This is a genomic window from Enterobacter sp. DSM 30060, assembly GCF_013375955.1.
Taxonomy (GTDB): domain Bacteria; phylum Pseudomonadota; class Gammaproteobacteria; order Enterobacterales; family Enterobacteriaceae; genus Enterobacter; species Enterobacter intestinihominis.
The window spans coordinates 2,892,400-2,918,973 of sequence record NZ_CP056118.1 but is presented as its reverse complement, the minus strand read 5'-3'; the positions used below and the strand labels follow the sequence as shown (position 1 = coordinate 2,918,973).

Sequence of the window (26,574 nt, the reverse complement as noted above, 5' to 3'; positions counted from 1 at the left end):
TTTTTCGCTCATTTCCCGACCACGCAACCGTTTTCCTTGCCGGTATTACATGCTATTCTCTGTGCCCTTGAAAGCAGTGTGTTCCGCACCACAGGAGTTTTAAGACGCATGTCTTCCCGCAATAATCCGGCGCGTGTCGCCATCGTGATGGGGTCCAAAAGCGACTGGGCTACCATGCAATTCGCCGCCGAAATCTTTGAAATCCTGAATGTTCCGCACCACGTCGAAGTGGTTTCCGCGCACCGTACGCCGGATAAACTGTTCAGCTTCGCCGAAAGCGCCGAAGAGAACGGTTACGAGGTGATCATTGCCGGTGCGGGCGGCGCAGCACATCTGCCGGGCATGATTGCCGCCAAAACCCTGGTGCCGGTACTGGGCGTGCCGGTACAGAGCGCCGCGTTAAGCGGGGTTGATAGCCTGTACTCTATCGTCCAGATGCCGCGCGGTATCCCTGTCGGTACGCTGGCGATTGGTAAGGCGGGTGCCGCAAATGCCGCCCTGCTGGCCGCGCAGATCCTCGCGACGCATGATAAAGACTTACATCAACGCCTGGCGGAGTGGCGTAAAGCCCAGACCGACGAGGTGCTGGATAACCCGGATCCGCGGGGTGCAGCATGAAGCAGGTTTGCGTTCTTGGTAATGGTCAGCTTGGCCGGATGCTGCGTCAGGCCGGTGAGCCGCTGGGTATTGCCGTCTGGCCCGTCGGGCTGGACGCCGAGCCGGAAGCCGTGCCGTTCCATCAGAGCGTGATCACCGCCGAAATTGAACGCTGGCCGGAAACCGCCCTGACCCGCGAGCTGGCGCGCCATAACGCCTTTGTGAACCGCGACGTCTTCCCGATCATCGCCGACCGTCTGACGCAAAAGCAGCTGTTCGACAAGCTCGGCCTTGCGGCCGCGCCGTGGCAGCTGTTGTCCGACAAAAGCGAGTGGAATGACGTCTTCGCCATGCTGGGCGATCTGGCGATCGTGAAGCGTCGTGTCGGCGGCTACGACGGTCGCGGGCAGTGGCGCCTGCGCGCGAACGACACCGCCGAGCTGCCGGACGACTGCTACGGCGAGTGCATCGTTGAGCAGGGCATAAACTTCAGCGGTGAAGTGTCGCTGGTGGGTGGGCGCGGGCATGACGGGCACACCGTTTTTTACCCGCTAACGCATAACCTGCATCAGGACGGGATTCTGCGCACCAGCGTCGCCTTCCCGCAGGCCAATGCTGACCAGCAGGCGCAGGCGGAAGAGATGCTCTCTGCCATCATGCATGAGCTGGGCTATGTGGGCGTAATGGCGATGGAGTGTTTCGTCACGCCATCGGGTCTGCTGATCAACGAACTTGCGCCGCGCGTGCACAACAGCGGCCACTGGACGCAAAACGGTGCCTCCATCAGCCAGTTCGAGCTGCACCTGCGCGCCATCACTGACCTGCCGCTGCCGCAGCCGGTGGTGACCAGCCCGTCGGTGATGATCAACCTGATCGGCACCGATCTGAACTACGACTGGCTGAAGCTGCCGCTGGTGCACCTGCACTGGTACGACAAAGCGGTGCGCCCGGGTCGTAAGGTCGGCCACCTGAACCTGAACGATACCGACACGGACCGCCTGAGCGCCACGCTGGAAGCGATTGTTCCCCTGCTGCCGCCAGAATACGCGAGCGGGATTGTCTGGGCGCAGTCAAAACTGAAGTAAGTAACCCCCGCCGGGGAGTTGACCTTCCCCTTCCCCGGCGTACAATTCCCGCCCATTGCTGCTTAGCTTTCTTCTGGAACCACCATGAACGATGGAACGGACTATCGCGCGATCCTCGCGTCCGATACCCCTTTAATCGACGTTCGCGCGCCGATCGAATTTGTCCAGGGTGCGATGCCCGCCGCACTCAACCTGCCCTTAATGAACGACGACGAGCGTGCCGCCGTCGGCACCTGCTATAAACGCCAGGGTCCGGACGCCGCACTGACGCTCGGCCATAGCCTGGTCAACGGCGAGACGCGAGAGGCGCGCATCAACGCCTGGCGCGAAGCCAGCCTGGCCCATCCTGAGGGCTACCTTTGCTGCGCGCGCGGTGGCCAGCGCTCACATATCTCCCAGGCCTGGCTTAAAGAGGCGGGAATCGATTATCCGCTGATCCGCGGCGGCTATAAGGCCCTGCGCCAGACAGCGATTCAGGTGACGATTGAGCAGTCACAAAAACCGATGGTGCTTATCGGTGGCTGTACCGGAAACGGCAAAACGCTGCTGGTGAAGCAGCATGCGCAGGGCATCGATCTGGAAGGGCTGGCGCACCATCGCGGCTCGTCATTTGGCCGTACGCTCACCCCGCAACTTTCTCAGGCGAGCTTCGAGAATCACCTTGCCGTCGAGCTGCTAAAAAAAGATGCCGCGCGCTGGGTGCTGGAGGATGAGGGCCGGATGATTGGCTCTAACCACCTGCCGGAGTGCCTGCGCGACCGCATGGCGGAAGCGCCTGTCGTGGTGGTCGAAGATCCGTTTGAGATCCGTCTTGAGCGCCTGCGCGAAGAGTATTTCGACCACATGTGGGCCGATTTTTTTGCCGCCTACGGTGAAGAAGCGGGCTGGAAAGCCTACAGCGAATACCTGCATCACGGCCTGTTCGCCATCCGCCGTCGTCTGGGGCTGCAACGATTCGCGGAATTTACCGCGCTATTAGATTCCGCGCTGCTGGAACAACAGCGCTCTGGAAGCACTGACGCGCACTTCAGCTGGCTTGTGCCGCTGCTGAAGGACTATTACGACCCGATGTACGGCTATCAGCTGGAGAAGAAAGCGGAGAAGATTGTTTTTCGCGGGACGTACGAAGAAATTGCCGAGTGGCTTGATCGCTGAAAAATAAAGCCGGGTGGCGAGGTAAAAGCAAAACGGCAACCTGGGTTGCCGTTTTTAATGTTTTTTCCCTCTCCCCGTGGGAGAGGGTCAGGGTGAGGGCATCAGGCCGCACCCTACATGACAACTCAGAAGTCGTAACGCAGACGCACCAGGTTCATGTCGCCCAGGTTGTCGGTGCTGGAGGTGAACACGTGTTCGTAATCCACGCGGAAACCGTAGTCCAGCTGGACGCTGATACCTACGCCGTTGTCGATGCGCTGGTAGTTACGGCCGTTCACGTACTCAATGCGGTCGCCCATGAAGTACGGCTGAATGGATTTCACCGCATACTGACCGACCGGGAATTTGTACCCTGCGAAGTATTCAATACCCCATGCATCACCGGCGAAGTAGTCGTTAACGGACACTTTTTTGGTGGTCATGAAGTTCTGATACCAGCCGCCGCCTGCGGAGAAGGTCCAGTTATCCGGCGTCCAGCTCAGTGCGGTGCCGAGAATGTTCTGGTCGTAGGATTTGCTGTCGCCGTTGTCCGGATTACGCATGTCCGCGCGGGTGTAGTTCCACGCTGCGCCCCAGGTCAGATCGGTGGTCAGGTGGTAATCGATACCCAGTGAACCGCCGCCTTTGCGCTTGTAGCGCAGGCCGTTGCCCGGCAGGTATTCGCTGTCTTCAAACAGGTAAGAGGCGTAGATGTCAGCATCGCCCACGGTTTTCTTGTACTTCAGCATCTGGCGTGAACGGTAAGAGCCGTCGTAGTCGCCGTTGATCCCGTTACCCGACGCCTGACCAATCATGTCGTAGTCCCAGATATCGGTTTTCGCGCCCACCACGTCATAGTACACGCTGTTCTGCTGGCCGAAGGTCAGCGTACCCCAGGTGTCGCTCTTCAGACCGGTGTAGAGCATACGGCGTGAGGTGTCGTGCGCGCCGTCGGCGTAGTGGTTATCCCAGTTAAACTGCGCCGGAATGTTCACACCCAGCTCGTAGTAGGTGATCCAGCTGATGTCATCGAACAGGTAGTAGTCTGCCGCGAAACGGAAACGGGTACCGCCGTCAAAACCGTTACGCTTGTAGCCGTTTTTGCCGTCATCACCGGTCATGTTCTGGAACTGAGGACGGATGCTGCCGCCAACGGTGAAGTTCAGACGGCTCAGCGGGTTACCCGCCTGCGGATCCTGTTTCAGAAGGGTGATTTCCGCCTGAGATGCGAAAGAAGCCAATGCCACTGCTGCGCCGATCGTTGTCGCCAGCGCTGTTTTTCTTATAGTCATTATTTTTCCTTGATAGACACGCTGCTAAATATTTAGCTGGTGAATATTAACCGGAAAAATTCGGGCTGCGTGGGCGGGTTTTTAATGTTTTGTGCTACTAAATGCATGGGTATTAACGATTTGTGCTATTAAGCGATGACACACCAGCAGAAATGCCGGTGCGTCATCATCACGCAAGTAAACTAGCTGACAAACTGGCGGAACAGCGCTTTACCTTTCAACAGCCGCGTCCCGAGCCAGCCACCGCACAGGGACAGCAGCACCGCGCCGCATACGGGCAACGTTAACCACAGCCGCCAGTCAGGCTCCCATGGAAAATCAAAGACTTTCGTCTGAAGCACCGCCAGTGCGGTTTCCGCCCCGATGGCCGCCACCAGGCCCGCCACCAGCCCGAGCAGGGCAAATTCGCTCCACAGCGTGGCGCGCAGCAGCCGTTTACTGGCCCCCAGCGTGCGGTAGACCACCAGCTCCTGATGACGCTGACGCATGCCGACCTGCACCTGCGCCAGCAGCAGCAATAGGCCGCAGACGGTCACCAGCACCACCATCACCTCCAGGGCGCGGCTCACCTGTTCCAGCACCTGCCCGACCTGTTTGAGGATCGCGCCGATATCCAGCAGGCTCACCGTCGGAAATTCCCGGTTAAGTTGCGTCAGCATGCCGTTGCCGTTTTCCCAGCGGAAGCTGGTCAGCCAGCTCTGGGGCTGTCCGTCCAGCGCGTCCGGCGGGAAGATGAAGAAGAAATTTGGCCGCAGGCTTTCCCAGTCCACTTTGCGCAGGCTGGTGACTTTGGCGGTGAAATCCTGGGTATCACCGGTAAAGGTCACGCTATCGCCGAGCTTCACGTTCAGGCGTGTCGCCAGCCCCTCCTCCATCGACACCTCCCCCGCTTTCGGCGGCCAGGTGCCGGCCACGATCGGGTTATGGTCCGGACGTTTCGCCTGCCAGGTCAGGTTGAGCTCGCGGTTGAGCGATTCATCCTTATTTCCCTCCGTCGACAGGCCGTTGATCTGCGTCAGGCGGGCGCGCACGATCGGATAGAACGATTCCGGAATAATGTGATGCTCAGACAGGAACCCCTTCAGCGGCGTCACCTGTTCGGGAGCAATGTTGATCAGGAAATAGTTCGGGCTTTCCGGCGGAAGCTGCTGCTGCCAGCGATCCAGCAGATCCCCGCGCAGCACCAGCAGAAGCGCCAGCAGCATAAACGACAGCGAAAATGCCGAGAGCTGGCTGAGGGTAGACCACGGCTGGTGCAGCAGTCGGTTAACCGCTAACCGTATGGGGAGTGATTTAACTGTCAGCTTACTCAGCACATTAAGCAGTACCCAGCCCACCACGCCGCACAGCAGCGCCAGCACCACCGCGCCCGCCAGCACCGCCCACAGCAGCGTACTGCCGCCCATCAGCCAGGCCAACAGCCCGACTGCCACCGCAATAATCACCGGCAGATAGAACTTCAGCGGCCAGACGCTGGCCACCACATCCCGGCGCAGCACGCGCAGCGGCTGGGTGGCGAGCAGCAGCCGGTAGGGGCGTAACCCCACCAGCAGGGAGATCGTCGTCATCGCGCCGATGGCCCACAGCCACGGCCAGAGGCTGGCAGGCGGCAGCGCAGCGGGCAGTACCGGTTTGAGCAGCACCATCAGCAGCTTTTCAAACAGCAGCCCTATCGCCCCGCCGGTCAGAGCCGACAGCGCCAGCACCATCAGCCACTGGCCGACAATCAGCTTGCGCAGCTGTGCCCGGCCCGCGCCGAGAGTTTTGAGGATCGCCACCAGATCGTAACGGCTGCGGCAGTAGTGCCCCATTGCCACGGCAACGGCCGCAATGGCCAGCAGCAGGGTTAACAGCGCCGACAGCAACAGAAACTGCTGAGAACGCTCGAGGGATTTGCCGAGCGCCCCGTCATCCTGCTCCAGCCCGTACCAGCGATGTTCCGGCTTGAGCTGAGGCAGGAGCCATTTTTCATACGCCTCCAGTTGAGCAGGCGTCCCGCCAAACTTATAGCGCCATGTGACGCGGCTACCCGGCTGGACGGCGTTGGTTTTCGCCACATCAGCGGTGTTCATCAGCAGGCGCGGCGCGAGCTGGAACGGATTAAATCCGGAGTCGGGCTCCTGCACCACTTCCCCGGCAATTTTGAGGGTCGCGTCGCCGACGTCGATGCTGTCGCCGGGTTTCAGGTTCAGCAGCGCCATCAGACGCGATGCCAGCAGTACCGTACCGGCCGTCGGTTTTAGCCCCGGCGGACTGGTTTGTAAGTCACCATACATCGGGTAGATGTCATCCACGGCTTTTACGCTGGCAAGCTGTGGCGTGTCGCCCGCAAAGGTCATGGTCTGGAAGGTGATTTGCTCTCCCACCTTCAGCCCCTCTTTGCGCGCTTCCTCAATCCAGCCCGGCGGCACGGGACGAGAACTTTGCAGAGCCCGGTCCCCCGCCATAAATTCCCGACTCTGCTGGCTAAGCCCTTTCTCCATACGATCGCTGACGCTGCCGAGCGCCAGCACGCAGGCCACCGCCAGGCTCAACGCCAGCCAGACAATCAGCAGCGAGGGCGAGCGCCATTCGCGCCAGAACCAGCGAGCAATCATGCTTCCTCCTGAAGAACACCGTTCACCAGCCGCAGGCGGCGGTCGCAGCGGGCGGCCAACTGCGGGTCGTGGGTAACCAGAATCAGCGTGGTGCCATGCTCGCGGTTGAGGGAAAACAGCAGATCGGCAATTTTGTCCCCGGTTTTACGGTCGAGATTGCCCGTGGGCTCATCGGCAAACAGCACTTCCGGGCGCCCGTTAAACGCCCTGGCCAGCGCCACGCGCTGCTGCTCACCGCCGGAAAGCTGTGCCGGAAGGTGGTCGAGACGTTTTCCCAGCCCCAACTGTTCCAGCAACGCTTTGGCGTGATCGCGGCTTTCGCGGGTATTTTCACCGCGCAGCAGGCCGGGCAGCTCAACGTTTTCCAGCGCGTTGAGGGTTGGGATCAGCATGAATGACTGAAAGACAAACCCGATATGCCGGGCACGCAGCGCGGCGCGCGCCTCTTCATCAAGCGCGTGGAGGGGCTGGCCGACCAGGTTCACTTCCCCGCTGCTGCCATCGTCCAGCCCGGCGAGAATGGCCAGCAGCGTGGACTTACCGGAACCGGATTCGCCAATCAGGGCGATGGTTTCGGCACGTTTGACAACGAGTTCAACTCCGGTGAGGATGGAAAGCTCGTGTTCTCCCTGACCGACGGACTTCTTAAGACGATGAACTTCAACAATGTTTTCCGCTGGCATTTGCCCTTCCTGTTTTTGATGCTGATGACCTTCCGCGCGGCGGCTGCGGACACGTTATTGATTCTGGGCGACAGCCTGAGCGCGGGCTATCGTATGGCCGCCAGTGCGGCCTGGCCCGCCCTGCTCAATGATAAATGGCAGTCCCGGGCGTCTGTCGTTAACGGCAGCATCAGCGGCGATACGTCGCAGCAAGGCTTATCGCGCCTGCCTGCCCTGCTTAAGCAGCATCAACCGCGTTGGGTATTGGTCGAACTGGGCGGTAATGATGGTTTGCGCGGCTTCCAGCCACAGCAAACGGAGCAAACGCTGCGGACTATTTTGCAGACCATTAAGGCCGCTAACGCCCAGCCGCTGCTGATGCAAATTCGCCTGCCCGCTAACTACGGCCGTCGGTATAATGAGGCGTTTAGCGCGATCTATCCTAAGCTTGCCAAAGAGTTTGATATTCCGCTGCTGCCATTTTTCATGGAAGAGGTCTATCTGAAACCCCAGTGGATGCAGGATGATGGCATTCACCCCAATCGCGATGCCCAGCCGTTCATTGCCGACTGGATGGCAACCCGGCTGGCTCCTTTAGTAAAACATGACTCGTCAAACAGCTGAGAACCTGACAGGTAAAGTTATGCAAAAATCGGTCTTAATAACAGGATGTTCCAGCGGAATTGGCCTTGAAAGCGCCCTTGAACTGAAACGCCAGGGGTTTTGGGTGCTTGCAGCCTGCCGCAAACCCGAAGATGTCGAACGCATGCGAGGGCTGGGATTTACCGGCATTCTGCTGGATCTCGATTCGCCAGAGAGCGTGGAGCAGGCCGCCGATGAGGTTATCGCCCTGACCAGCAACCGTCTTTACGGTCTGTTTAACAATGCGGGCTACGGCGTGTACGGCCCGCTACAGACCCTCTCGCGGGAACAGCTGGAGCAGCAGTTCTCCGCAAACTTTTTTGGGGCGCATCAGCTCACCATGCGCCTTCTCCCCGCCATGCTGCCGCACGGCGAAGGGCGGATTGTCATGACCTCCTCGGTGATGGGCCTGATCTCCACGCCGGGACGCGGGGCTTACGCTGCCAGTAAATATGCGCTTGAAGCCTGGTCCGATGCGTTGCGCATGGAGCTGCGCCACAGCGGCATTAAGGTCAGCCTGATTGAACCGGGCCCCATCCGCACCCGCTTTACGGAAAACGTTAACCAGACGCAGGCGGACCAACCGGTCGAAAATCCCGGTATCGCGGCGCGTTTTACGCTTGGGCCAGAAGCCGTGGTTGCCAAAGTGCGCCACGCATTTGAGAGCGATACCCCTAAAATGCGCTATCCGGTGACGCTGGTGACCCATGCCGTCGGCTGGTTGAAACGCCTGCTGCCGGGGCGGATGATGGACAAAATTTTGCAGGGTTGAGTTGAAGCGACGACGCTTACCCCCATGTAAAGAGTAAACCGATAAAAGAGAATGCCGCATGTCCGTACAGAATATCGTCAACATAACTGAAGCTAACCTGCAACAGACACTCGAACAGTCAATGACTACACCGGTGCTGTTCTACTTCTGGTCTGAACGCAGCCAACACTGCCTGCAGCTGACGCCGGTCCTGGAAAGCCTTGCCGCGCAGTACAACGGTCAATTCATTCTGGCGAAGCTGGATTGTGACGCCGAACCGATGGTGGCTTCCCAGTTTGGCCTGCGTGCGATCCCAACCGTCTACCTGTTCCAGAACGGTCAGCCGGTGGATGGCTTCCAGGGGCCGCAGCCGGAAGAGGCGATCCGCGCCCTGCTTGATAAAGTCCTGCCGCGCGAAGAAGAGCTGAAAGCGCAGGAAGCCATGGCGCTGATGCAGGAAGGCAAGTACGACGAGGCGCTGCCGCTGTTAAAAGACGCGTGGCAGCTGTCGAACCAGAACAGCCAGATTGGTCTGCTGCTGGCAGAGACCCAGATTGCGCTGCACCGCCCCGAAGACGCGGAAGCCGTGCTGAAAACGGTGCCGATGCAGGATCAGGACACCCGCTATCAGGGCCTGGTGGCGCAGATTGACCTGCTGAAACAGGCGGCGGATACCCCTGAAATTCAGCAACTTCAGCAGCAGGTTGCGGACAACCCGGCGGATGCCGCGCTGGCAAGCCAGCTGGCGCTTCAGCTTCATCAGGTGGGGCGTAATGAAGAGGCGCTGGAGCTGCTGTTTAGCCACCTTCAGAAGGACCTGGGCGCCGCAGACGGTCAGGCGCGAAAGATGTTCCAGGAGATCCTGGCCGCGCTCGGCACCGGTGACGCGCTGGCGTCTAAGTATCGTCGTCAGCTGTACGCATTGCTTTACTAACAAAAATGCCCGGTGGCGCTAACGCTTGCCGGGCCTACAAAAGCCGATATTACCCCGTCTTTTTCAACTGCGTCACCACCAGCTGGTGGCGCGCATTGTAAAACTTCCGATAGGTCAGATAGCAGGCAATAATCGTCGACAGGCTCGCCGTAGAGAGCAGCATAAACGTCACCATAATCTGGTATTTAATCGCTTTTACCGGATCGATACCGGCAAAAATCAGCCCCGACATCATGCCCGGCAGGCTCACCAGACCCACGGTTTTGGCGGAATCCACCGTTGGGATCAGCGAAGAACGAATGCTGTCGCGGATCAACCGCGCCGAGGCCACCTTCGGTGTCGCGCCCAGGCTTAGCTTCTCCTGAAGCTGTTGCTGTTCACTGCTGAAGCGTTGCCCCAGATTGTTGTAGCATAACCCGACCGCCACCATCGCATTGCCCGCAATCATCCCGGAAATGGGGATCACCTGCATTGGCGTAAACTCTATCGAGCCGGAGAGCACCAGTACTGCCAGCGTTAACGCGGTCCCGGTAGTGATGGCAATAAACGACGAGAGGAACGCTTTATCGATGTATTTACTGCGTTTCTGCGCGTTCCATGCCGCGTTAAAGCAGATAAACAGCACCATCAACAGGGTCAGCACGGCATGATTGACGTTGAAGATGTATTTCAGCACATAGCCGACGATGATGAGCTGAATGACCGCGCGAACGATACTCCACAGAATATCTTTTTCCAGCCCCAGCTTCTCCCGGTAGCTGACCACAATCGCCACCAGCACCAGGACCATCGACAGCGCCAGCGATTCGTTGGTTATGTTATGTTCACCCACGGTGAGCCTCCTCCATTTTCCCGCCCTGCGGCCTGAGCGTGATGACATCATCCGCATGGCTAATTTCGTTTGAATCGTGCGTCACCCACAGCACGGCAATATCCTGTTCACGGACGTAGCGATGAATAATCTCATTGACGTTGCGCTTGTTAGCGTCATCCAGCGCGCTGGTGATTTCATCCAGCAAAAGCACCTTCGGCAGGAATTGCAGGTTACGGATCAGCGAGACGCGCTGCTTTTCCCCGCCTGACAGTTCGGCAGTCGATTTGGTCAGCGTCTCCGGCGGAAGCCCAAAACGGGTCAGATCGTCCGCAAACTTTTTCGGATCGGGCGTTTGGTTGCGGATGTGCCAGGGGAAAACCAGATTGTCGTACACCGTGTCGCCAAACAGGGACGGCGTTTGCACGCAGTATGACACCTGCTGGCGATAGCTTTCCGGTGTAAGCGTGGCGATATCTTTCCCTTCAAACAGGATGGTTCCCTCCGTTGGACTCAGTAGCGAAGCCACGATTTTCAGGAGGGTGCTTTTGCCGCAGCCGGAGGGGCCGGTTATGAGTTTAAATTCGCCCGGAGAGAGACAAAAATCGACGTGCTGAAGGATGGTGTTATCACCCACACGAAAGCCAACATCCCTGATATCCAGAAGATTTTTTTTATTATTCATTCCGATTCCGTTAACCGCTGTGATAAGAACAGCCTTTAGCATAATCCTTTCCGCTACGCTGCGCGAATAGCCTTAACCTATCGCAAGTGTTAAACTTTTTGTTCGGTAATTGTCACCTCTATAACTACAGGAAGTCAGCAACATGACACATATCTTTTATGAGTTCTCTTCCCTGAAGCCTGGTGTTCCAGATGTGGAAACATTAATGGAAGTCATCAATTCTTCTGAACTCACGCGTTTTGTCATGGGTGCAGAGGTGGTCGATTTTGTTAAGAAGGCGCTCATCGTTAACACCACGATCGGAAGCTTTAAAAACTGCTATTTTGCTTTCGATGATGGGGCTTACTTTCTCGAGTTTGACGGCAAGGGTAAATCCAGACGCTTTACTGAGGTGCCGGACTGGTTCGTTTCCCCCGCGGAATTTGCCCGCTCGCAATGGCTGATTAACCATGACCTGGCCGATGTGAAGGCGACGGCGTTTATTGACGTGCTAATGTCCTACCCGCTTAAAGAGCGCCGGGCGCACTGCAATCTGCTGTTTGGTCTGGATCTGCATAAGGTCAATGTGGTTCCGGCGCCTACAGCCCCTGCCGGAAAAATGGGCAATAAAAACGGAAAAACCACCAAGCCTCGCGTCACGGATCTCGGCTCTTTTGAGCTTTTTACCGCGTTCTTTGCACGCATGAAAACCGCCGTCAATGCAAATGAGTTCCCCACCTTACAGGTGCTGACAGGCCAGAAGGATCTTGCAAAAGCGCCGCACAGCTTAAAGCAAGGGATCAGAACCTGGTTTAAGGGGATTACCGGCGATCTGCCGCCGAACAACAAACGTGTCGGAGCGGGCAATGCAGTACTGTTCTGCGCGCCCATTCGCGAGCAGATCCAGCAGATAGAGGCCATCGGCCTGGAAAAATACTATCAGGGCTTATCGAAAGCCATCGCTGACGCCGGGGATGGGTTTATCACCGACTTCAGCTATACCTGGTCTGAAGAGTAACGCTATGCGCCCCGCTCTCCTGGCGGGGCGTTTTAATTTTACCAGTCCGGTTCCCACCTCTTTACAGGGGCGAAATCCCGCCCGTTAACCGATATACTTACGTTCAACAAATACGCACTTTTTCTCGTTACGGCATGCAAAACAGGAGGTTTTTATGCTCATCGTTGTTCCTGTCCTTATTTTCGTTGCGCTGGTTATCGTGGGCGCAGGCGTCAAAATTGTTCCGCAGGGTTACCAGTGGACCGTCGAACGTTTCGGTCGCTACACCAATACCCTTCAGCCGGGTTTAAGCCTGATCGTCCCCTTCATGGACAGAATTGGGCGTAAAATCAACATGATGGAGCAGGTGCTGGATATTCCTTCCCAGGAAGTCATCTCCAAGGATAACGCCAACGTCACCATCGATGCGGTGTGCTTTATTCAGGTGATTGATGCGCCGAAAGCGGCCTATGAGGTGAGCAACCTGGAGCTGGCGATCGTCAACCTGACGATGACCAACATCCGTACCGTGCTTGGCTCGATGGAGCTGGACGAAATGCTCTCCCAGCGCGACAGCATTAATACCCGCCTGCTGCACATTGTTGATGAAGCCACCAATCCGTGGGGGATCAAAGTGACCCGCATTGAGATCCGCGACGTGCGCCCACCGGCAGAGCTGATTGCTTCCATGAATGCGCAGATGAAGGCCGAGCGTACCAAACGCGCCTATATTCTTGAAGCCGAAGGGGTGCGTCAGGCCGAGATCCTGAAAGCGGAAGGGGAAAAACAGTCGCAGATCCTGAAAGCCGAGGGCGACCGTCAGTCTGCCTTCCTCCAGGCAGAAGCGCGTGAACGTTCGGCAGAAGCGGAAGCCCGCGCGACGCAAATGGTTTCCGAGGCGATTGCCGCCGGGGATATCCAGGCTGTGAACTACTTCGTCGCGCAAAAATATACCGATGCGCTGAAGGAGATCGGCTCTGCGAACAATAGCAAAGTGGTGATGATGCCGCTGGATGCCAGCAGTCTGATGGGATCTATCGCCGGAATTGCCGAGTTGATCAAAGACGGCGGAAACGAGCGTAAAAAATGATTGAGCTCATCGTTGCACATCCTCATGCGTTCTGGCTAAGCCTTGGCGGCTTGCTGCTGGCCGCCGAGATGCTTGGCGGCAACGGTTATCTGCTGTGGAGCGGTGTTGCCGCTGTGATTACCGGGCTGGTCGTCTGGCTGCTGCCTGTCGGCTGGGAGTGGCAGGGCGCGCTGTTTGCCGTGCTGACGCTGCTGGCCGCCTGGCTGTGGTGGCGCTGGCTGAACAAACGGGTGAAGGCGCAGAAGCCGGTCGACGCGCATCTCAATCAGCGTGGGCAGCAGATCGTGGGTAAACGTTTTACGCTTGATAACGCGCTGATCAACGGACGCGGTCATGTGCGTGTGGGGGACAGTTCATGGCCGGTGGTGGCCGATGATGACCTCAGCGCCGGCACGCGGGTTGAGGTCATTGCGGTAGAAGGCATTACCCTGCGGGTTAAAGCCTGTTAGGCGTGGGTTTTACGGTGGCAGCAGCCGGAAAGATTGTCGATAATCGGGCACTCGGCGCTGTCATCTCCCGGGCAGGATTCTGCCAGCTGTAGCAGTTGCTCACGCATCGCCTGTAATTCGATGATATGGCGTTCGATCTCCGCCACTTTTTCCAGCGTACGTTTTTTCACGTCGGCACTGTGGCGTTTCGGATCGTTAAACAGGTTAACCAGCTCGCCGCACTCTTCAAGGTTAAATCCTACCTGTCTTGCCTGGCGCAGTAACGTCAGTTCATCAAGATGCAGCTGCGTATAGCTGCGGTAGCCGTTCTCACTGCGCAACGGTGGCGTCACCAGCCCTTTTTCCTCATAAAAGCGAATCGCTTTGCTGGTTAAGCCGGTTTTTTTCGCAACATCGCTGATATTCACATTTCCCCCTTGACCTTCCCCTTGATGGAAGGTTTAACCTTCATAACAGTTAGCGAAAAGCAGAGTGAAGGTCAACAATTGACCAGAACATTATACGGGAGTTTTGTTATGTCTCACACTATTGACCTGACACTGGACGGCCTCTCCTGCGGCCACTGTGTCAAACGTGTTAAAGAAAGCCTGGAGCAGCGTCCTGATGTGGAAAGCGCTGAGGTGACTATCGATCATGCCGCCGTGACCGGCAGCGCCAGCGCCGACGCGCTGATTGATACCATTAAACAGGCCGGTTACGGGGCGGAGTTAAGCCACCCAAAGGCTAAACCGCTGGCAGAGTCATCATCCCCGTCGGAAGCACTGACAGCGGCCACTCCTGAGCTTCCGGTAGCTGATGATATTGATGACAGCCAACAGCTGCTGATCAACGGCATGAGCTGCGCCAGCTGTGTCTCCCGGGTACAAAACGCCTTACAGGCGGTACCGGGCGTCGCACAGGCACGGGTAAACCTGGCGGAGCGTACTGCGCTGGTGATGGGCAGTGCCTCCGCCGCAGATTTAGTGCAGGCCGTGGAGAAAGCGGGCTACGGGGCGGAGGCCATCGAAGATGATGCCGAGCGCCGCGAGCGCCAGCAGGAAACGGCTGTCGCCACCATGAAGCGCTTCCGCTGGCAGGCGATCGTCGCCCTGCTGGTCGGTATTCCGGTGATGGTGTGGGGCATGATGGGTGACAACATGATGGTCACCGCAGACAACCGCACCCTGTGGCTAGTGATTGGTCTGATTACCCTTGCGGTGATGGTGTTTGCAGGCGGACATTTCTATACCAGCGCCTGGAAGAGCCTGAAAAACCGCACCGCGACGATGGACACGCTGGTCGCGCTCGGGACGGGTGCGGCGTGGCTGTATTCGATGAGCGTTAACGTCTGGCCGCAGTGGTTCCCGATGGAGGCGCGCCATCTCTATTATGAAGCGAGCGCGATGATTATAGCTCTGATTAACTTAGGCCATATGCTCGAAGCCCGCGCGCGTCAGCGCTCGTCGAAAGCGCTGGAGAGATTACTCGATTTAACCCCGCCGACGGCCCGCGTGGTCACCGACGATGGGGAAAAAAACGTTCCTCTCTCAGAGGTGCAACCCGGTATGACGCTGCGTCTCACGACCGGCGACCGCGTACCCGTCGACGGTGAAATCACCCAGGGCGATGCCTGGCTTGATGAAGCCATGCTAACCGGTGAGCCGATCCCCCAGCAGAAATCTCAGGGCGATGCGGTGCATGCGGGTACGGTGGTACAGGACGGCAGCGTGCTGTTCCGCGCCAGCGCCGTTGGCAGCCATACCACACTGTCACGCATCATTCGGATGGTCCGCCAGGCGCAGAGCAGTAAGCCGGAAATTGGTCAGCTTGCCGATAAAATCTCCGCCATTTTTGTGCCAGTGGTGGTCGGTATTGCCCTGCTGAGCGCGGCAATCTGGTATTTCTTCGGCCCGGCGCCGCAGATTGTCTACACCCTGGTGATCGCCACCACGGTACTGATCATCGCCTGCCCTTGTGCCCTTGGTCTGGCCACGCCGATGTCGATTATCTCTGGCGTCGGACGCGCCGCCGAATTTGGCGTACTGGTCCGTGATGCTGACGCCCTGCAACGGGCAAGCACGCTGGACACCCTCGTCTTTGACAAAACCGGCACGCTCACCGAGGGCAAACCGCAGGTAGTGGCCGTTAATACCATTGGCTGTACGGAGACGGATGCCCTGCGCCTGGCCGCCGCGCTGGAACAAGGCTCCAGTCACCCGCTGGCGCGCGCCATCCTTGAGAAAGCCGGTGATGCCCGTCTGCCGCAGGTAAGCAACTTCCGCACCCTGCGCGGTTTAGGGGTCAGCGGTGAAGCAGAAGGCCATACGCTGCTGCTGGGTAACCAGGCACTGCTAACTGAACACGGTGTTGATACGTCCGCGCTGGACGCTGAGCTGAACGCGCAGGCCTCTCAGGGCGCGACGCCGGTTCTGCTGGCGAGGGATGGTCATGTGGCGGCGCTGCTGGCCGTGCGCGATCCGTTACGCCAGGACAGCGTGGATGCCTTGCAACGCCTGCACCATGCGGGATATCGCCTGGTGATGTTAACCGGTGATAACCCGACTACCGCTAACGCCATCGCCAGAGAAGCCGGGATTGATGAGGTGATAGCCGGCGTACTGCCAGATGGCAAAGCGGACGCCATCAGGAAATTGCAACGTGATGGTCGTCAGGTGGCGATGGTCGGCGACGGCATCAACGACGCCCCGGCGCTGGCGCAGGCTGACGTAGGTATTGCGATGGGCGGCGGGAGCGATGTCGCCATTGAAACCGCGGCAATCACCCTGATGCGCCACAGCCTGATGGGTGTGGCGGATGCGCTGGCGATTTCGAAAGCCACGTTGCGCAACATGAAGCAGAACCTGCTAGGGGCCTTCGTCTATAACTCGCTCGGCATTCCGATTGCCGCCGGGATTTTGTGGCCGCTGACCGGCACCCTGCTGAACCCGGTTGTTGCGGGTGCGGCGATGGCGCTCTCGTCAATTACCGTGGTGAGCAACGCTAACCGTCTGCTGCGGTTTAAACCGAAAGCGTAGAATCCCGGAAGCAGGCCGGGTAAGCGCAGCGCCGCCCGGCTTTCGCCTATTGCGCCCCCCTTCCCCACGCGCTAGCATGAACCTTTCCGTTTATGGAGCGCGTATGGGTCTGTTTAATCGTATAAAAACATCGTTTCGCGCCCTTTTTCCCCGCCGTTATGCCTGGCCCGGTATGGATATTTCGCTTCCGGGTGGGCAGCAACTGCACCTGGTGGGAAGCATTCATATGGGCACGCAGGATATGTCCCCCCTGCCCTCCGGCCTGATTAAACTACTGAAGCGCGCCGACGCGCTGATCGTCGAAGCCGACATCTCCGGCCATGAATCGCCGTTTGCCGGGCTGGAAAGCGACCGCCCCCTGGCTGAACGTCTTAACGAGACGCAGCTGGCTGAGCTTACCCGTCTTGCGGATGAGTCCGGCGTCTCGCTCTCAATGCTCGACACCCTGCCCCTGTGGCAAATTGCCATGGTGCTACAGGCAACCCAGGCGCAGCGCCTGGGGCTGCGCGGCGATTACGGTATCGATTATCAACTGCTGAATGCGGCAAGGGCGTGCAACCTGTCCGTCATTGAACTGGAAGGCACGGACAGCCAGATTGCGCTTCTTCGCCAGCTTCCTGATGACGGTAAGATGCTACTGGATGATACCCTGACCCACTGGCACACCAACGCGCGTCTGCTGCAAACGATGATTGGCTGGTGGCTGGATGCGCCGCCCGCAGACGGTAAGCTGGCGTTACCGTCGACGTTCAGTGAATCGTTGTATGATGTGCTGATGAACGCGCGCAACCAGGCGTGGCGGGAGACGCTGTATGCCCTGCCTGCCGGTCGTTATGTTGTCGCGGTTGGCGCGTTGCATTTGTACGGAGAAGGGAATTTGCCGTCGCTGCTGAAATAAAAAAATGGCCAATATTTCTATTGGCCCGTCAAAGAGGAATTTCATCGTTTTTATTATACCGAAGTGACCTTCGGCTACGCCGATTGTCGCTCAAAGTAACCATCACTGCCAATACTATTGCGCAAGATGGTGCTATTTTTTAGACAAACGTCAGGCGTATGCTGCTGGCATGAACCGTCTGTCGTAAGAAGGATAGCCATGACTCCCGCCGTTAAATTACTCGAAAAAAACAAAATTTCTTTCCGGATCCACACCTACGATCACGATCCGAACGAAACCAACTTTGGTGATGAAGTGGTGCGCAAGCTGGGGCTGAACGCGGACCAGGTTTACAAAACGCTGCTGGTCGCGGTGAATGGCGATATGAAGCACCTCGCCGTGGCAGTGACGCCCGTCGCCGGACAGCTTGATCTGAAGAAAGTGGCCAAAGCGCTGGGAGCGAAAAAGGTCGATATGGCAGACCCGATGGTTGCGCAACGCACTACGGGTTATCTGGTCGGCGGGATCAGCCCGCTCGGCCAGAAAAAGCGTCTGCCGACCCTGATCGATGCGCCTTCGCAGGAATTTGAGACGATCTATATTTCTGGCGGCAAACGCGGGCTGGATATCGAACTGGCCGCAGGCGATCTGGCGAAAATGCTGGACGCGAAATTTGCGGATATTGCGCGCAGGGATTGAGAAAATTGCCCGGTGGCGCTGCGAGGTAAAAGCAAAACGGTAACAGGCGTTACCGTTTTTTTGTGTTCGCGCCCTCTCCCGGTGGGAGAGGGTTGGGGTGAGGGCATCAGGCCGCACAACACTACTGCCAGCTCACCTCGCCCTTCGGCTCATACGCGTTCACGTCAATCGGTGAATTTTGCTGGATAAACTGCTTTAACACTTCCGCATCAATAAACCCGGTATTTACATAGCCCGGTTTGTTATCGATATGCGGATAGCCGTCGCCGCCGGTGGCGTTAAAGCTTAACGTTGCCAGGCGGTAGGTTTTCGCCGGATCAACAGGTTCGCCTTTGATTTTGAGATCGTTGAGCTTACCGTCCTTGGCGACGAAGCTGACGTTAGCAAACTGCGGATACGCTCCGGAGTCCGGCTTCATCTGCGCCACGGCGGTCAGGTAGTCAATTACCTCTTTCCCGCTCATGTCCGCATACACCACCACGTTGCCAAACGGCTGCACTTTGAGCACGTCTTTATAGGTGATGTTTCCGCCATCGATGGAATCACGAATACCGCCGCCGCTCATCACGCCGAAATCCGCATTCGTACGCGCCATCTGCGCGGCCAGCACCAGACGCCCCATGTTGGTTTGTACGAAGCGGACTTTGCTGCGGTCCCCTTCCAGTCGTCCGTTAAGCGTGCCAATCTTCACGTCCAGCTGCGCTTTCCCTTTGCTCTGGAACGGCGTCAGCAGGGAGAGCATCTGCTGGTTTTCAGCGATCTCTGGCGTGTAGAGTACCCGCTCGCTTTTGCCGTCCGGGTAGGTCACTTTCTTCTTCAGGTTGACCGGGATGAGCTGATAGTGCACCAGCTTCATCTCGCCGTTACGGAATTCGAAATCCGCACGGCCAACGTATTTACCCCACTCGTGGGCCTGTACAATCCAGATACCGTTCTGACGATCCGGGGCGCACGGCGTGCCGGGCACATAATCTACCTGCTTTTTATTCTCAGAAGCCATGCAGACCGGATCCTGCGAATGACCGCCCACAATCATCGCCAGCGAGCCCGCAGGAAGGCTGCGCGCCATCTCCACGTCGCCCGGCGCGTTAGAGCCGTGCTGACCGTTGTCGTAATGCCCCATGTGGGTGGTAGCGATAATCACTTCCGGTTTTTCATTCTGCTGCAACTCCTGGATCACCAGCTTCGCTTCGTCCGCCGGTTTACGGAATTCGATATCGGTGAAAAATTCAGGGTTGCCAATTTTGGCCGTATCGTCGGTGGTTAAGCCGATGACCGCGATCTTCAGATCCTGACGCTTAAACAGCGCCCACGGTTTAAACAGGCGCTCGCCGGTGCTTTTCTGATAAATATTGGCGGAAAGGAACGGAAATTTGGACCACTTTTCCTGCTGGCGCAATACGCTCAGCGGGTTATCAAACTCGTGGTTTCCGACCGCCATCGCGTCGTAACCAATTAAATTCATGCCGCGGAAATCAGGCTCGGCATCCTGCAAATCAGATTCCGGTACGCCGGTATTAATATCCCCGCCCGACAGCAACAGCACGCTGCCGCCCTGAGCCGAGACCTCTTTACGAATGCCGTCCACCAGCGTTTTTTGCGCCGCCAGGCCATATTCACCGTATTCGCTGCGCCAGAAATGGCCGTGATGATCGTTAGTATGCAGAATGGTAATTTTATAGGTTTTATCTTTTTCATACGCCTGCGCGGGCAGGCTTGTCAGCCCCCATGCGGCGATGAGCGCCAGCGCGACGCCACGCTTTATTAACTTCATCTTCTCTCTCCCTGACCCATAGACAAACGCAAAAATTACAGTGACTCACAAGAATAGACAAATAAGTTTTCAGAATTGCGACTTTCTTCAAATGTCACGGACGGGTATGTTAGTCGGATAATAATTACTCCCTGCATCTCTAATTACAAATTGACGTGGTATTTATGGCAATCAGTGAATCAACCCAGCCTGTTCAGGGCGTTCCGGCGTCGCCGCCGAAATCGCGCACTTCCTTCAAAGTATTAGGCGCAATCAGTCTCTCTCATCTGCTCAACGATATGATCCAGTCGCTGATTCTGGCGATCTACCCGCTGTTGCAGTCTGAGTTCTCATTAACCTTCGTGCAGATCGGGATGATCACCCTGACCTTCCAGCTGGCCTCTTCGCTGCTACAGCCGGTGGTGGGCTACTGGACGGACAAATACCCGATGCCATGGTCGCTGCCCATTGGGATGTGCTTCACCCTGATCGGGCTGGTGCTGCTGGCCATGGCGGACAGCTTTGAGGCGGTACTGGTTGCCGCGGCGCTGGTAGGAACCGGTTCATCGGTGTTCCATCCGGAATCGTCCCGCGTGGCGCGTATGGCCTCCGGCGGACGCCACGGGCTGGCGCAGTCTCTGTTTCAGGTGGGGGGGAATTTTGGTAGCTCCCTCGGTCCTCTGCTGGCGGCGGTAATTATCGCGCCTTACGGCAAAGGCAACGTGGCGTGGTTTGTGCTGGCCGCGCTGCTGGCGATTGTCGTCCTGGCGCAAATCAGCCGCTGGTATGCCGCGCAGCATCGCGTAAATAAGGGAAAACCTGTCGCAAAGATAACCAATCCCCTTCCGCGTAATAAGGTGATCCTTGCCGTCAGCGTGCTGCTGGTGCTGATTTTCTCGAAATATTTCTATATGGCGAGCATCAGCAGCTATTACACCTTCTATCTGATGCAAAAATTCGGATTATCGGTACAAAACGCCCAGTTCCATCTCTTTGCCTTCCTGTTTGCGGTGGCGGCAGGCACGGTGATTGGCGGCCCTGTGGGAGATAAAATCGGACGTAAATATGTGATTTGGGGCTCTATCCTCGGCGTTGCGCCGTTTACGCTTGTTTTACCGTACGCAACGCTGGAATGGACCGGAATATTGACAGTGATTATAGGTTTTATTCTCGCGTCGGCGTTTTCAGCCATTCTGGTCTATGCGCAGGAGCTGCTGCCGGGACGTATCGGTATGGTTTCCGGTCTCTTTTTCGGTTTTGCCTTTGGCATGGGCGGCCTTGGCGCCGCCGTGTTAGGGATGGTTGCAGACCACACCAGCATCTTCCTGGTCTATAAAATCTGCGCTTTCCTGCCACTTCTGGGGATGTTGACCATATTCCTGCCTGACAACCGTCATAAAGCGTAACTTCATGGCTGCCAAAGTTAAACTTTGGCAGCCGGATAACCTGATGCCATAAGGCTTTCCTCTGCCTCCCCTCAGCAAATTTATCAAAATCTGCCTTTTTTCATGCTTATTGCCTTTTTATTGTGATTTCAACAATTATTCATAAACATAAGCGTAAAAATTGTCATAAACTATTAATCGGCTTTTTGGTATTTGCACCAAAAATGGATCACCCATCGCGAAAGGAGACGGAATGCACCACGCCACACCGCTTATCACCACCATTGTTGGTGGACTTGTGCTCGCTTTTATCCTCGGCATGATTGCCAACAAACTGCGTATTTCGCCCCTGGTAGGCTATTTGTTAGCGGGCGTGCTGGCAGGACCCTTTACGCCGGGTTTTGTCGCAGATACCAAACTTGCACCGGAGCTGGCGGAACTGGGCGTTATCCTGCTGATGTTTGGCGTCGGACTGCATTTTTCCCTGAAGGATCTGATGGCGGTAAAGTCGATCGCCATACCGGGAGCGATCGCCCAGATAGGGGTGGCGACGCTGCTGGGCATGGCGCTTTCGGCGGTGCTGGGCTGGTCAATCATGACCGGTATCGTATTTGGGCTGTGTCTTTCAACCGCCAGTACCGTGGTGCTGCTGCGCGCGCTTGAAGAGAGGCAGCTGATAGACAGCCAGCGCGGGCAAATCGCGATTGGCTGGCTGATAGTTGAAGATCTGGTGATGGTGTTGACGCTGGTACTGCTGCCCGCCGTCGCCGGGATGATGGAAAAAGAGAATATCGGCTTCGCTTCGCTGGCGCTGGATATGAGCATTACCATCGGTAAGGTTGTGGCGTTTATTGCCATCATGATGCTGGTGGGCCGCCGTCTGGTGCCGTGGATCATGTCCCGCAGCGCCGCCACCGGCTCGCGTGAACTGTTCACGCTTTCGGTCCTTGCGCTGGCGCTGGGCATTGCCTTTGGCGCTGTCGAGCTGTTTGACGTCTCCTTTGCGCTGGGCGCGTTCTTCGCCGGGATGGTGCTGAACGAGTCCGAGCTGAGCCACCGTGCCGCGCACGATACTCTGCCACTACGTGATGCGTTCGCGGTGCTGTTCTTTGTCTCCGTCGGGATGCTGTTCGACCCGATGATCCTCATCCAGCAGCCGCTGGCCGTGCTGGGTACGCTGGCAATCATCATCTTTGGTAAGTCCGTTGCCGCCTTCTTCCTGGTGCGGATGTTCGGTCACTCGCCGCGCACAGCGCTGACTATCGCCGCCAGCCTGGCGCAGATTGGCGAGTTCGCCTTTATTCTGGCTGGTCTGGGGATGGCCCTGAACCTGCTGCCACAGGCTGGGCAAAATCTGGTGCTGGCGGGGGCGATCCTCTCCATCATGTTGAACCCGGTATTGTTTGCCCTACTGGAGAAATATCTCGAGAAGACCGAAACCCTCGAAGAGCTGACGCTGGAAGAGGCGACAGAAGAAGAGAAACAGATCCCGGTGGATATCTGCAACCACGCGCTGCTGGTCGGTTTTGGCCGCGTCGGCAGCCTGCTGGGTGAAAAACTGATGGCTCAGGGCATTCCACTTGTAGTGATTGAAACGTCACGCACTCGCGTCGACGAGCTTCGCGAGCGCGGCATCCGCGCGGTGCTGGGCAACGCTGCTAACGAAGAGATTATGAATCTGGCGCATCTGGACTGCGCTCGCTGGCTGCTGCTCACTATCCCGAACGGTTACGAGGCTGGCGAGATTGTCGCCACAGCCCGTGAAAAATGCCCGCATATCGAAATCATAGCCCGCGCCCATTATGATGACGAAGTGGAGTACATTACCGAGCGCGGCGCGAATCAGGTGGTGATGGGTGAGCGTGAGATTGCGAATACGATGCTGACAATGCTGACGAAGCCGCCAGTTGAAGAGGCAGTGACGGGGTAAATTTTGTGCGGCCTGGTCCCCTCACCCTGGCCCTCTCCCCAAAGGGGAGAGGGTGTTCAAGTTCCCTCTCCCCTTTGGGGAGAGGGCCAGGGTGAGGGGTCTTCTTTTACCTGTCCCAATACGCCTCTTCGAGGCTGTCTTCCCGTTCCGGCAGCCCACGCGTTAAGCGCGGTGAATGCTGGTTCAGCACCTGATAACTCACGCGGTTCGCGTACTTGCACACCTGCGCCAGCGAGGAATAGGTCAGCCAGTTGAAGGTGTGTTTGCTGGAATTCGGCACATTGGTTTTGTGGTAGGCGTTAGCGGTGATGTCGTGCAGCAGCGCGGCCAGCGCGCCGTCGCCCGCGCCGTTGGTGTTCATGATCTTCTCGGGGCCACCCATATACGGTGCAATGTGGGAGAAGATACGCAGCGGGTTGATGCAGTCTTTATGACGCATGGCGCGGCTGAACTCGTACTGGTTAAATTCGGCGATAGCGCCCGGCAGCAGCGGGTGCTGGGTTTTCCGCTTGCTCTCTTCTTCCGTGAAGCCCGCCATGTACAGCCCGACCGGCCCGGCGGTGCAGAGCACCAGATCCACCCAGTCCAGCGCCTTATCAGACGCCAGCAGCGGATCGCTTTCTCCGGTCAGCGCTTCGGCTTCTTCTTCATTCATCGCCAGAATCGAGACGTGTTCTTTCAGGAAGGCCTGCCACCACTCCGGGTTGTCGGCAATCACGAATTTGGTGCCCAGCGTCAGAACCACAGGCACGTTGTATTTCTTCGCATACTCAATTGCCTTCATGGTTGCGTCCGGCATTGGTTCGCCCGGCTTGCAGCGCACCAGATAAGACGTCAACACCAGCGCAGACGCGCCCGCGATCACCTCTTCCGGAATACTTTCAGCGCGTAGCTTGTTCATATGGCCGGGGCTGATGGCAAAGGTACGCTCGCCGGAATCGCTTATCAGCGTAAAGCAACGACCAATTGGCCCGTCAACGCCCTGCAAATAGTTCAGATCGGTGCGGCTGGAGGTATTGCACAGGTAGCGGTAGGCGTAGCCACCGATTTCGATATTGCTGCACATCACGCCAAGCAGTACCGAGCGGTCGTCTGCCAGAACGGAGTAGTTGTGCATGGTGTTACCGATGGTGCCGCCAGCAAACTGGTGGGTGATAAGATTTTCGCGCATCAGTTCCTGATACAGCGCTTCGGCAACGTCATCCTCAATCACCAGCGAGTGCCCGGCGCTCAGACCGTAACGTGCGACAAACGCATCATCCACTTTGGCTTCAATGTCCACCAGCGTCTGATCGATACCGACCACCCAGGCAGCGCTGGTTTCGCTTTCCTGCTGAATTTGCTGTAACAGCGGATCGCGGGCATCGACGGGGAAATAGTGTTTGGACTTACGTTTACCGGGAAATTTCATGGTCTGAACTGTGCAAAGAATACGGGCCGGGAATGGTAGCACAAACCCGGCCCGTAACGCGATCAGCGGCGGGTGGTGACCAGTGACACCATCATATCGATGTGTTCAGGGGAGTCGTTAAGCGCAGGAATGTATTCGTATTTCGTTCCGCCGGCCTCCATGAAGAACTCTTTGTTCTGGACGGCAATCTCTTCCAGCGTTTCCAGACAATCCGCCGAGAAGCCCGGCGACATAACCTGAATGTGCTTCACGCCCTTCTCGCCCAGCATTTTTAGCGTTTCATCAGTATACGGGGTCAACCACGGTTCACGGCCGAAGCGCGACTGGAAGGTCATCATCACCTTCTCAGGCGGCAGGCCGAGGGCGGAGACCAGTTCACGGGTGGTATCGCGGCAACGCTGGGGGTAATCGTCCCCTTCGTTCGCGAAACGCTGCGGAATACCGTGATAGGAGAGCAGCAGCAGATCCGGCTCGCCGTGTTTTTCAAACGACGCGCGCGCGCTGCTGGCAAGCGCCTGAATGTACAGCTCGTTATCGGCGTAGTCGCGGATAAAGGTGATGCCCGGTATACGGCGGCGGGTCGCCAGAATGCGTGCCAGTTCGTCCCAGACGGCAGCCACCGTGGAGCACGAATACTGCGGATAAAGGGCCAGCACCACAATGTGTTCAACGCCCTGCGCCAGCAGAGAGTCGACGGCGCTTTCCAGGGATGGCTTACCGTAGCTCATACCGAGCGCAACGGGCATGTCCGGCAGACGGGCGGCCAGCGCCTTCTCCTGACGACGGCTGTAGACCATCAGCGGCGAGCCTTCTTCCATCCACACGGACTGATAGAGCTTTGCTACACGCGGAGAACGAATCGGCAGAATGACACCACGCAGCAGTGGCCACCACAGCAGTCTTGGGGTATCCACGACGCGCGTGTCGCTTAAAAATTGTCGCAGGTAGCGTTTTACCGCCGCTGGAGTAGGTGCTTCTGGGGTGCCCAGATTGGCAAGCAGGATGCCGGTTTTCGCCTGACTCATTCACGCCTCTTAACCATTTGATAGGCTGTCAATTGTAGCGGAAATGCGTTTAAACGAAACCCATTGCTGTAATAGGTAAGATGAGAATTTTTCTCACCCGGGGCTCCGGGTGAGAGAGGTGCGCTTAGCCGAGGATTTTTTCCAGCTCTGCACGTACGTCAGCCACGGCTTTGGTGCCGTCAACTTTCGCGTATTTGGTGTTACCCGCCTGCGCCTCTTTGGAGTAGTAGCCGATCAGCGGTGCGGTCATCTGATGGTATTCCACCAGGCGTTTACGCACGGTTTCTTCCTGGTCGTCTTTACGGGTGGTCAGCTCTTCGCCGGTCACGTCGTCTTTGCCTTCAACCTTAGGCGGGTTGAATTTGATGTGGTAAACGCGGCCAGAGGCAGCGTGCACGCGACGGCCAACGATACGGTCAACGATCAGTTCGTCCGGTACATCGAACTCCAGCACGTAATCCACGTTGATGCCCGCTTCTTTCATGGCGTCAGCCTGAGGAATGGTGCGCGGGAAGCCGTCCAGCAGGAAACCATTGCGGCAGTCTTCCTGAGCAATGCGCTCTTTTACCAGCGCGATAACCAGTTCGTCGGTCACCAGCTTGCCTGCGTCCATGATGTCTTTAGCTTGTTTGCCCAGCTCGGAGCCAGATTTAACAGCGGCACGCAGCATGTCACCAGTAGAGATTTGCGGAATACCGTATTTCTCCATGATGAACTGAGCCTGAGTTCCCTTACCCGCGCCCGGAGCGCCAAGCAGAATAATACGCATTGCGAA

The 26,574-nt window shown here is 57.4% G+C and carries 24 protein-coding genes; 14 read left to right on the top strand and 10 right to left on the bottom strand.

The window, feature by feature from the left end:
- The first annotated feature begins 108 nt into the window (after positions 1 to 108).
- From purE to mnmH, 3 genes are all read left to right on the top strand, one after another.
- Positions 109 to 618, top strand: coding sequence for a 5-(carboxyamino)imidazole ribonucleotide mutase (purE, locus tag HWQ15_RS13845; RefSeq protein ID WP_006809824.1), 510 nt, complete (start codon positions 109 to 111; stop codon positions 616 to 618).
- The gene (gene purK / locus HWQ15_RS13840) at positions 615 to 1,682 is read left to right on the top strand and encodes a 5-(carboxyamino)imidazole ribonucleotide synthase (protein ID WP_063149178.1); all 1,068 of its coding nucleotides are present in this window, start codon (positions 615 to 617) and stop codon (positions 1,680 to 1,682) included. The genes purE and purK overlap by 4 nt, the downstream gene beginning before the upstream one ends.
- Positions 1,683 to 1,766: 84 nt before the next feature.
- Positions 1,767 to 2,837: a tRNA 2-selenouridine(34) synthase MnmH gene (gene mnmH / locus HWQ15_RS13835; RefSeq protein WP_038415556.1), complete on the top strand. Its 1,071-nt coding sequence runs from the start codon at positions 1,767 to 1,769 to the stop codon at positions 2,835 to 2,837.
- Between the two features lie 125 nt (positions 2,838 to 2,962).
- On the opposite strand, the gene HWQ15_RS13830 is transcribed toward mnmH, so the two are convergent.
- The 3 genes from HWQ15_RS13830 to ybbA form a co-directional block, all read right to left on the bottom strand.
- The gene (locus HWQ15_RS13830; RefSeq protein ID WP_022647296.1) at positions 2,963 to 4,108 is read right to left on the bottom strand and encodes a porin; all 1,146 of its coding nucleotides are present in this window, start codon (positions 4,106 to 4,108) and stop codon (positions 2,963 to 2,965) included.
- Between the two features lie 182 nt (positions 4,109 to 4,290).
- Complete coding sequence (ybbP, locus tag HWQ15_RS13825; protein WP_063149177.1) at positions 4,291 to 6,705, bottom strand: putative ABC transporter permease subunit YbbP; 2,415 nt, start codon at positions 6,703 to 6,705, stop codon at positions 4,291 to 4,293.
- Positions 6,702 to 7,388 carry a putative ABC transporter ATP-binding protein YbbA gene (gene ybbA / locus HWQ15_RS13820; RefSeq protein ID WP_006809828.1) on the bottom strand — a complete coding sequence of 229 codons (687 nt, stop codon included), beginning with the start codon at positions 7,386 to 7,388 and terminating at the stop codon, positions 6,702 to 6,704. The genes ybbP and ybbA overlap by 4 nt, the downstream gene beginning before the upstream one ends.
- Here ybbA and tesA point away from each other — a divergent pair.
- From tesA to HWQ15_RS13805, 3 genes are read left to right on the top strand one after another with little or no spacing between them, the layout of a single operon-like run.
- Positions 7,359 to 7,991 (top strand): multifunctional acyl-CoA thioesterase I/protease I/lysophospholipase L1, encoded by a 633-nt coding sequence (gene tesA / locus HWQ15_RS13815; protein ID WP_003858933.1) that lies wholly within the window; start codon positions 7,359 to 7,361, stop codon positions 7,989 to 7,991. The genes ybbA and tesA overlap by 30 nt on opposite strands.
- Complete coding sequence (locus HWQ15_RS13810) at positions 7,972 to 8,781, top strand: SDR family oxidoreductase (RefSeq protein WP_096216772.1); 810 nt, start codon at positions 7,972 to 7,974, stop codon at positions 8,779 to 8,781. The genes tesA and HWQ15_RS13810 overlap by 20 nt, the downstream gene beginning before the upstream one ends.
- 58 nt (positions 8,782 to 8,839) lie before the next feature.
- Positions 8,840 to 9,694 (top strand): co-chaperone YbbN, encoded by an 855-nt coding sequence (locus tag HWQ15_RS13805; protein WP_022647291.1) that lies wholly within the window; start codon positions 8,840 to 8,842, stop codon positions 9,692 to 9,694.
- 49 nt (positions 9,695 to 9,743) lie between these two features.
- Here the strand turns inward: HWQ15_RS13805 and fetB are convergent, their stop codons facing one another.
- Both fetB and fetA read right to left on the bottom strand, forming a co-directional pair.
- Positions 9,744 to 10,526 carry an iron export ABC transporter permease subunit FetB gene (fetB, locus tag HWQ15_RS13800; protein ID WP_022647290.1) on the bottom strand — a complete coding sequence of 261 codons (783 nt, stop codon included), beginning with the start codon at positions 10,524 to 10,526 and terminating at the stop codon, positions 9,744 to 9,746.
- The gene (gene fetA, locus HWQ15_RS13795) at positions 10,519 to 11,190 is read right to left on the bottom strand and encodes an iron ABC transporter ATP-binding protein FetA (RefSeq protein ID WP_023305606.1); all 672 of its coding nucleotides are present in this window, start codon (positions 11,188 to 11,190) and stop codon (positions 10,519 to 10,521) included. Before fetA ends, fetB begins: the two co-directional genes overlap by 8 nt.
- A gap of 142 nt (positions 11,191 to 11,332) precedes the next feature.
- On the opposite strand from fetA, the gene HWQ15_RS13790 reads away from it, so the two are divergent.
- The 3 genes from HWQ15_RS13790 (at position 11,333) to HWQ15_RS13780 (ending at position 13,705) form a co-directional block, all read left to right on the top strand.
- Positions 11,333 to 12,187 (top strand): hypothetical protein, encoded by an 855-nt coding sequence (locus HWQ15_RS13790; protein WP_063149176.1) that lies wholly within the window; start codon positions 11,333 to 11,335, stop codon positions 12,185 to 12,187.
- Between the two features lie 154 nt (positions 12,188 to 12,341).
- On the top strand, positions 12,342 to 13,256 hold the full coding sequence (locus tag HWQ15_RS13785) for an SPFH domain-containing protein (RefSeq protein WP_003858941.1): 915 nt from the start codon (positions 12,342 to 12,344) through the stop codon (positions 13,254 to 13,256).
- Positions 13,253 to 13,705 (top strand): NfeD family protein, encoded by a 453-nt coding sequence (locus tag HWQ15_RS13780; RefSeq protein ID WP_032624729.1) that lies wholly within the window; start codon positions 13,253 to 13,255, stop codon positions 13,703 to 13,705. The genes HWQ15_RS13785 and HWQ15_RS13780 overlap by 4 nt, the downstream gene beginning before the upstream one ends.
- On the opposite strand, the gene cueR is transcribed toward HWQ15_RS13780, so the two are convergent.
- On the bottom strand, positions 13,702 to 14,112 hold the full coding sequence (cueR, locus tag HWQ15_RS13775) for a Cu(I)-responsive transcriptional regulator (protein ID WP_017383222.1): 411 nt from the start codon (positions 14,110 to 14,112) through the stop codon (positions 13,702 to 13,704). The two genes, HWQ15_RS13780 and cueR, sit on opposite strands and share 4 nt — an antisense overlap.
- A 108-nt stretch (positions 14,113 to 14,220) precedes the next feature.
- Here cueR and copA point away from each other — a divergent pair, with 108 nt between their 5' ends.
- The 3 genes from copA (at position 14,221) to ybaK (ending at position 18,295) form a co-directional block, all read left to right on the top strand.
- Positions 14,221 to 16,719 (top strand): copper-exporting P-type ATPase CopA, encoded by a 2,499-nt coding sequence (copA, locus tag HWQ15_RS13770; RefSeq protein WP_063216046.1) that lies wholly within the window; start codon positions 14,221 to 14,223, stop codon positions 16,717 to 16,719.
- A 103-nt stretch (positions 16,720 to 16,822) separates the two neighbouring features.
- Positions 16,823 to 17,617: a TraB/GumN family protein gene (locus HWQ15_RS13765; RefSeq protein ID WP_023299471.1), complete on the top strand. Its 795-nt coding sequence runs from the start codon at positions 16,823 to 16,825 to the stop codon at positions 17,615 to 17,617.
- Between the two features lie 198 nt (positions 17,618 to 17,815).
- Positions 17,816 to 18,295 (top strand): Cys-tRNA(Pro)/Cys-tRNA(Cys) deacylase YbaK, encoded by a 480-nt coding sequence (ybaK, locus tag HWQ15_RS13760; protein ID WP_010428207.1) that lies wholly within the window; start codon positions 17,816 to 17,818, stop codon positions 18,293 to 18,295.
- Positions 18,296 to 18,416: 121 nt separating this feature from the next.
- Here the strand turns inward: ybaK and ushA are convergent, their stop codons facing one another.
- Positions 18,417 to 20,069: a bifunctional UDP-sugar hydrolase/5'-nucleotidase UshA gene (gene ushA, locus HWQ15_RS13755; protein WP_063149174.1), complete on the bottom strand. Its 1,653-nt coding sequence runs from the start codon at positions 20,067 to 20,069 to the stop codon at positions 18,417 to 18,419.
- A gap of 164 nt (positions 20,070 to 20,233) precedes the next feature.
- Between ushA and HWQ15_RS13750 the strand changes: the two genes are divergently transcribed.
- Positions 20,234 to 21,454 (top strand): MFS transporter, encoded by a 1,221-nt coding sequence (locus tag HWQ15_RS13750; RefSeq protein ID WP_063149173.1) that lies wholly within the window; start codon positions 20,234 to 20,236, stop codon positions 21,452 to 21,454.
- Positions 21,455 to 21,686: 232 nt separating this feature from the next.
- Positions 21,687 to 23,363 (top strand): YbaL family putative K(+) efflux transporter, encoded by a 1,677-nt coding sequence (gene ybaL, locus HWQ15_RS13745; protein ID WP_022647281.1) that lies wholly within the window; start codon positions 21,687 to 21,689, stop codon positions 23,361 to 23,363.
- A gap of 106 nt (positions 23,364 to 23,469) precedes the next feature.
- Here ybaL and HWQ15_RS13740 read toward each other — a convergent pair whose 3' ends face one another.
- From HWQ15_RS13740 to adk, 3 genes are all read right to left on the bottom strand, one after another.
- Complete coding sequence (locus HWQ15_RS13740) at positions 23,470 to 24,774, bottom strand: inosine/guanosine kinase (RefSeq protein WP_022647280.1); 1,305 nt, start codon at positions 24,772 to 24,774, stop codon at positions 23,470 to 23,472.
- A gap of 62 nt (positions 24,775 to 24,836) precedes the next feature.
- Positions 24,837 to 25,799 (bottom strand): ferrochelatase, encoded by a 963-nt coding sequence (hemH, locus tag HWQ15_RS13735; RefSeq protein ID WP_017383216.1) that lies wholly within the window; start codon positions 25,797 to 25,799, stop codon positions 24,837 to 24,839.
- A gap of 124 nt (positions 25,800 to 25,923) precedes the next feature.
- Positions 25,924 to 26,568: an adenylate kinase gene (gene adk, locus HWQ15_RS13730; protein WP_022647279.1), complete on the bottom strand. Its 645-nt coding sequence runs from the start codon at positions 26,566 to 26,568 to the stop codon at positions 25,924 to 25,926.
- Positions 26,569 to 26,574 lie beyond the last annotated feature (6 nt).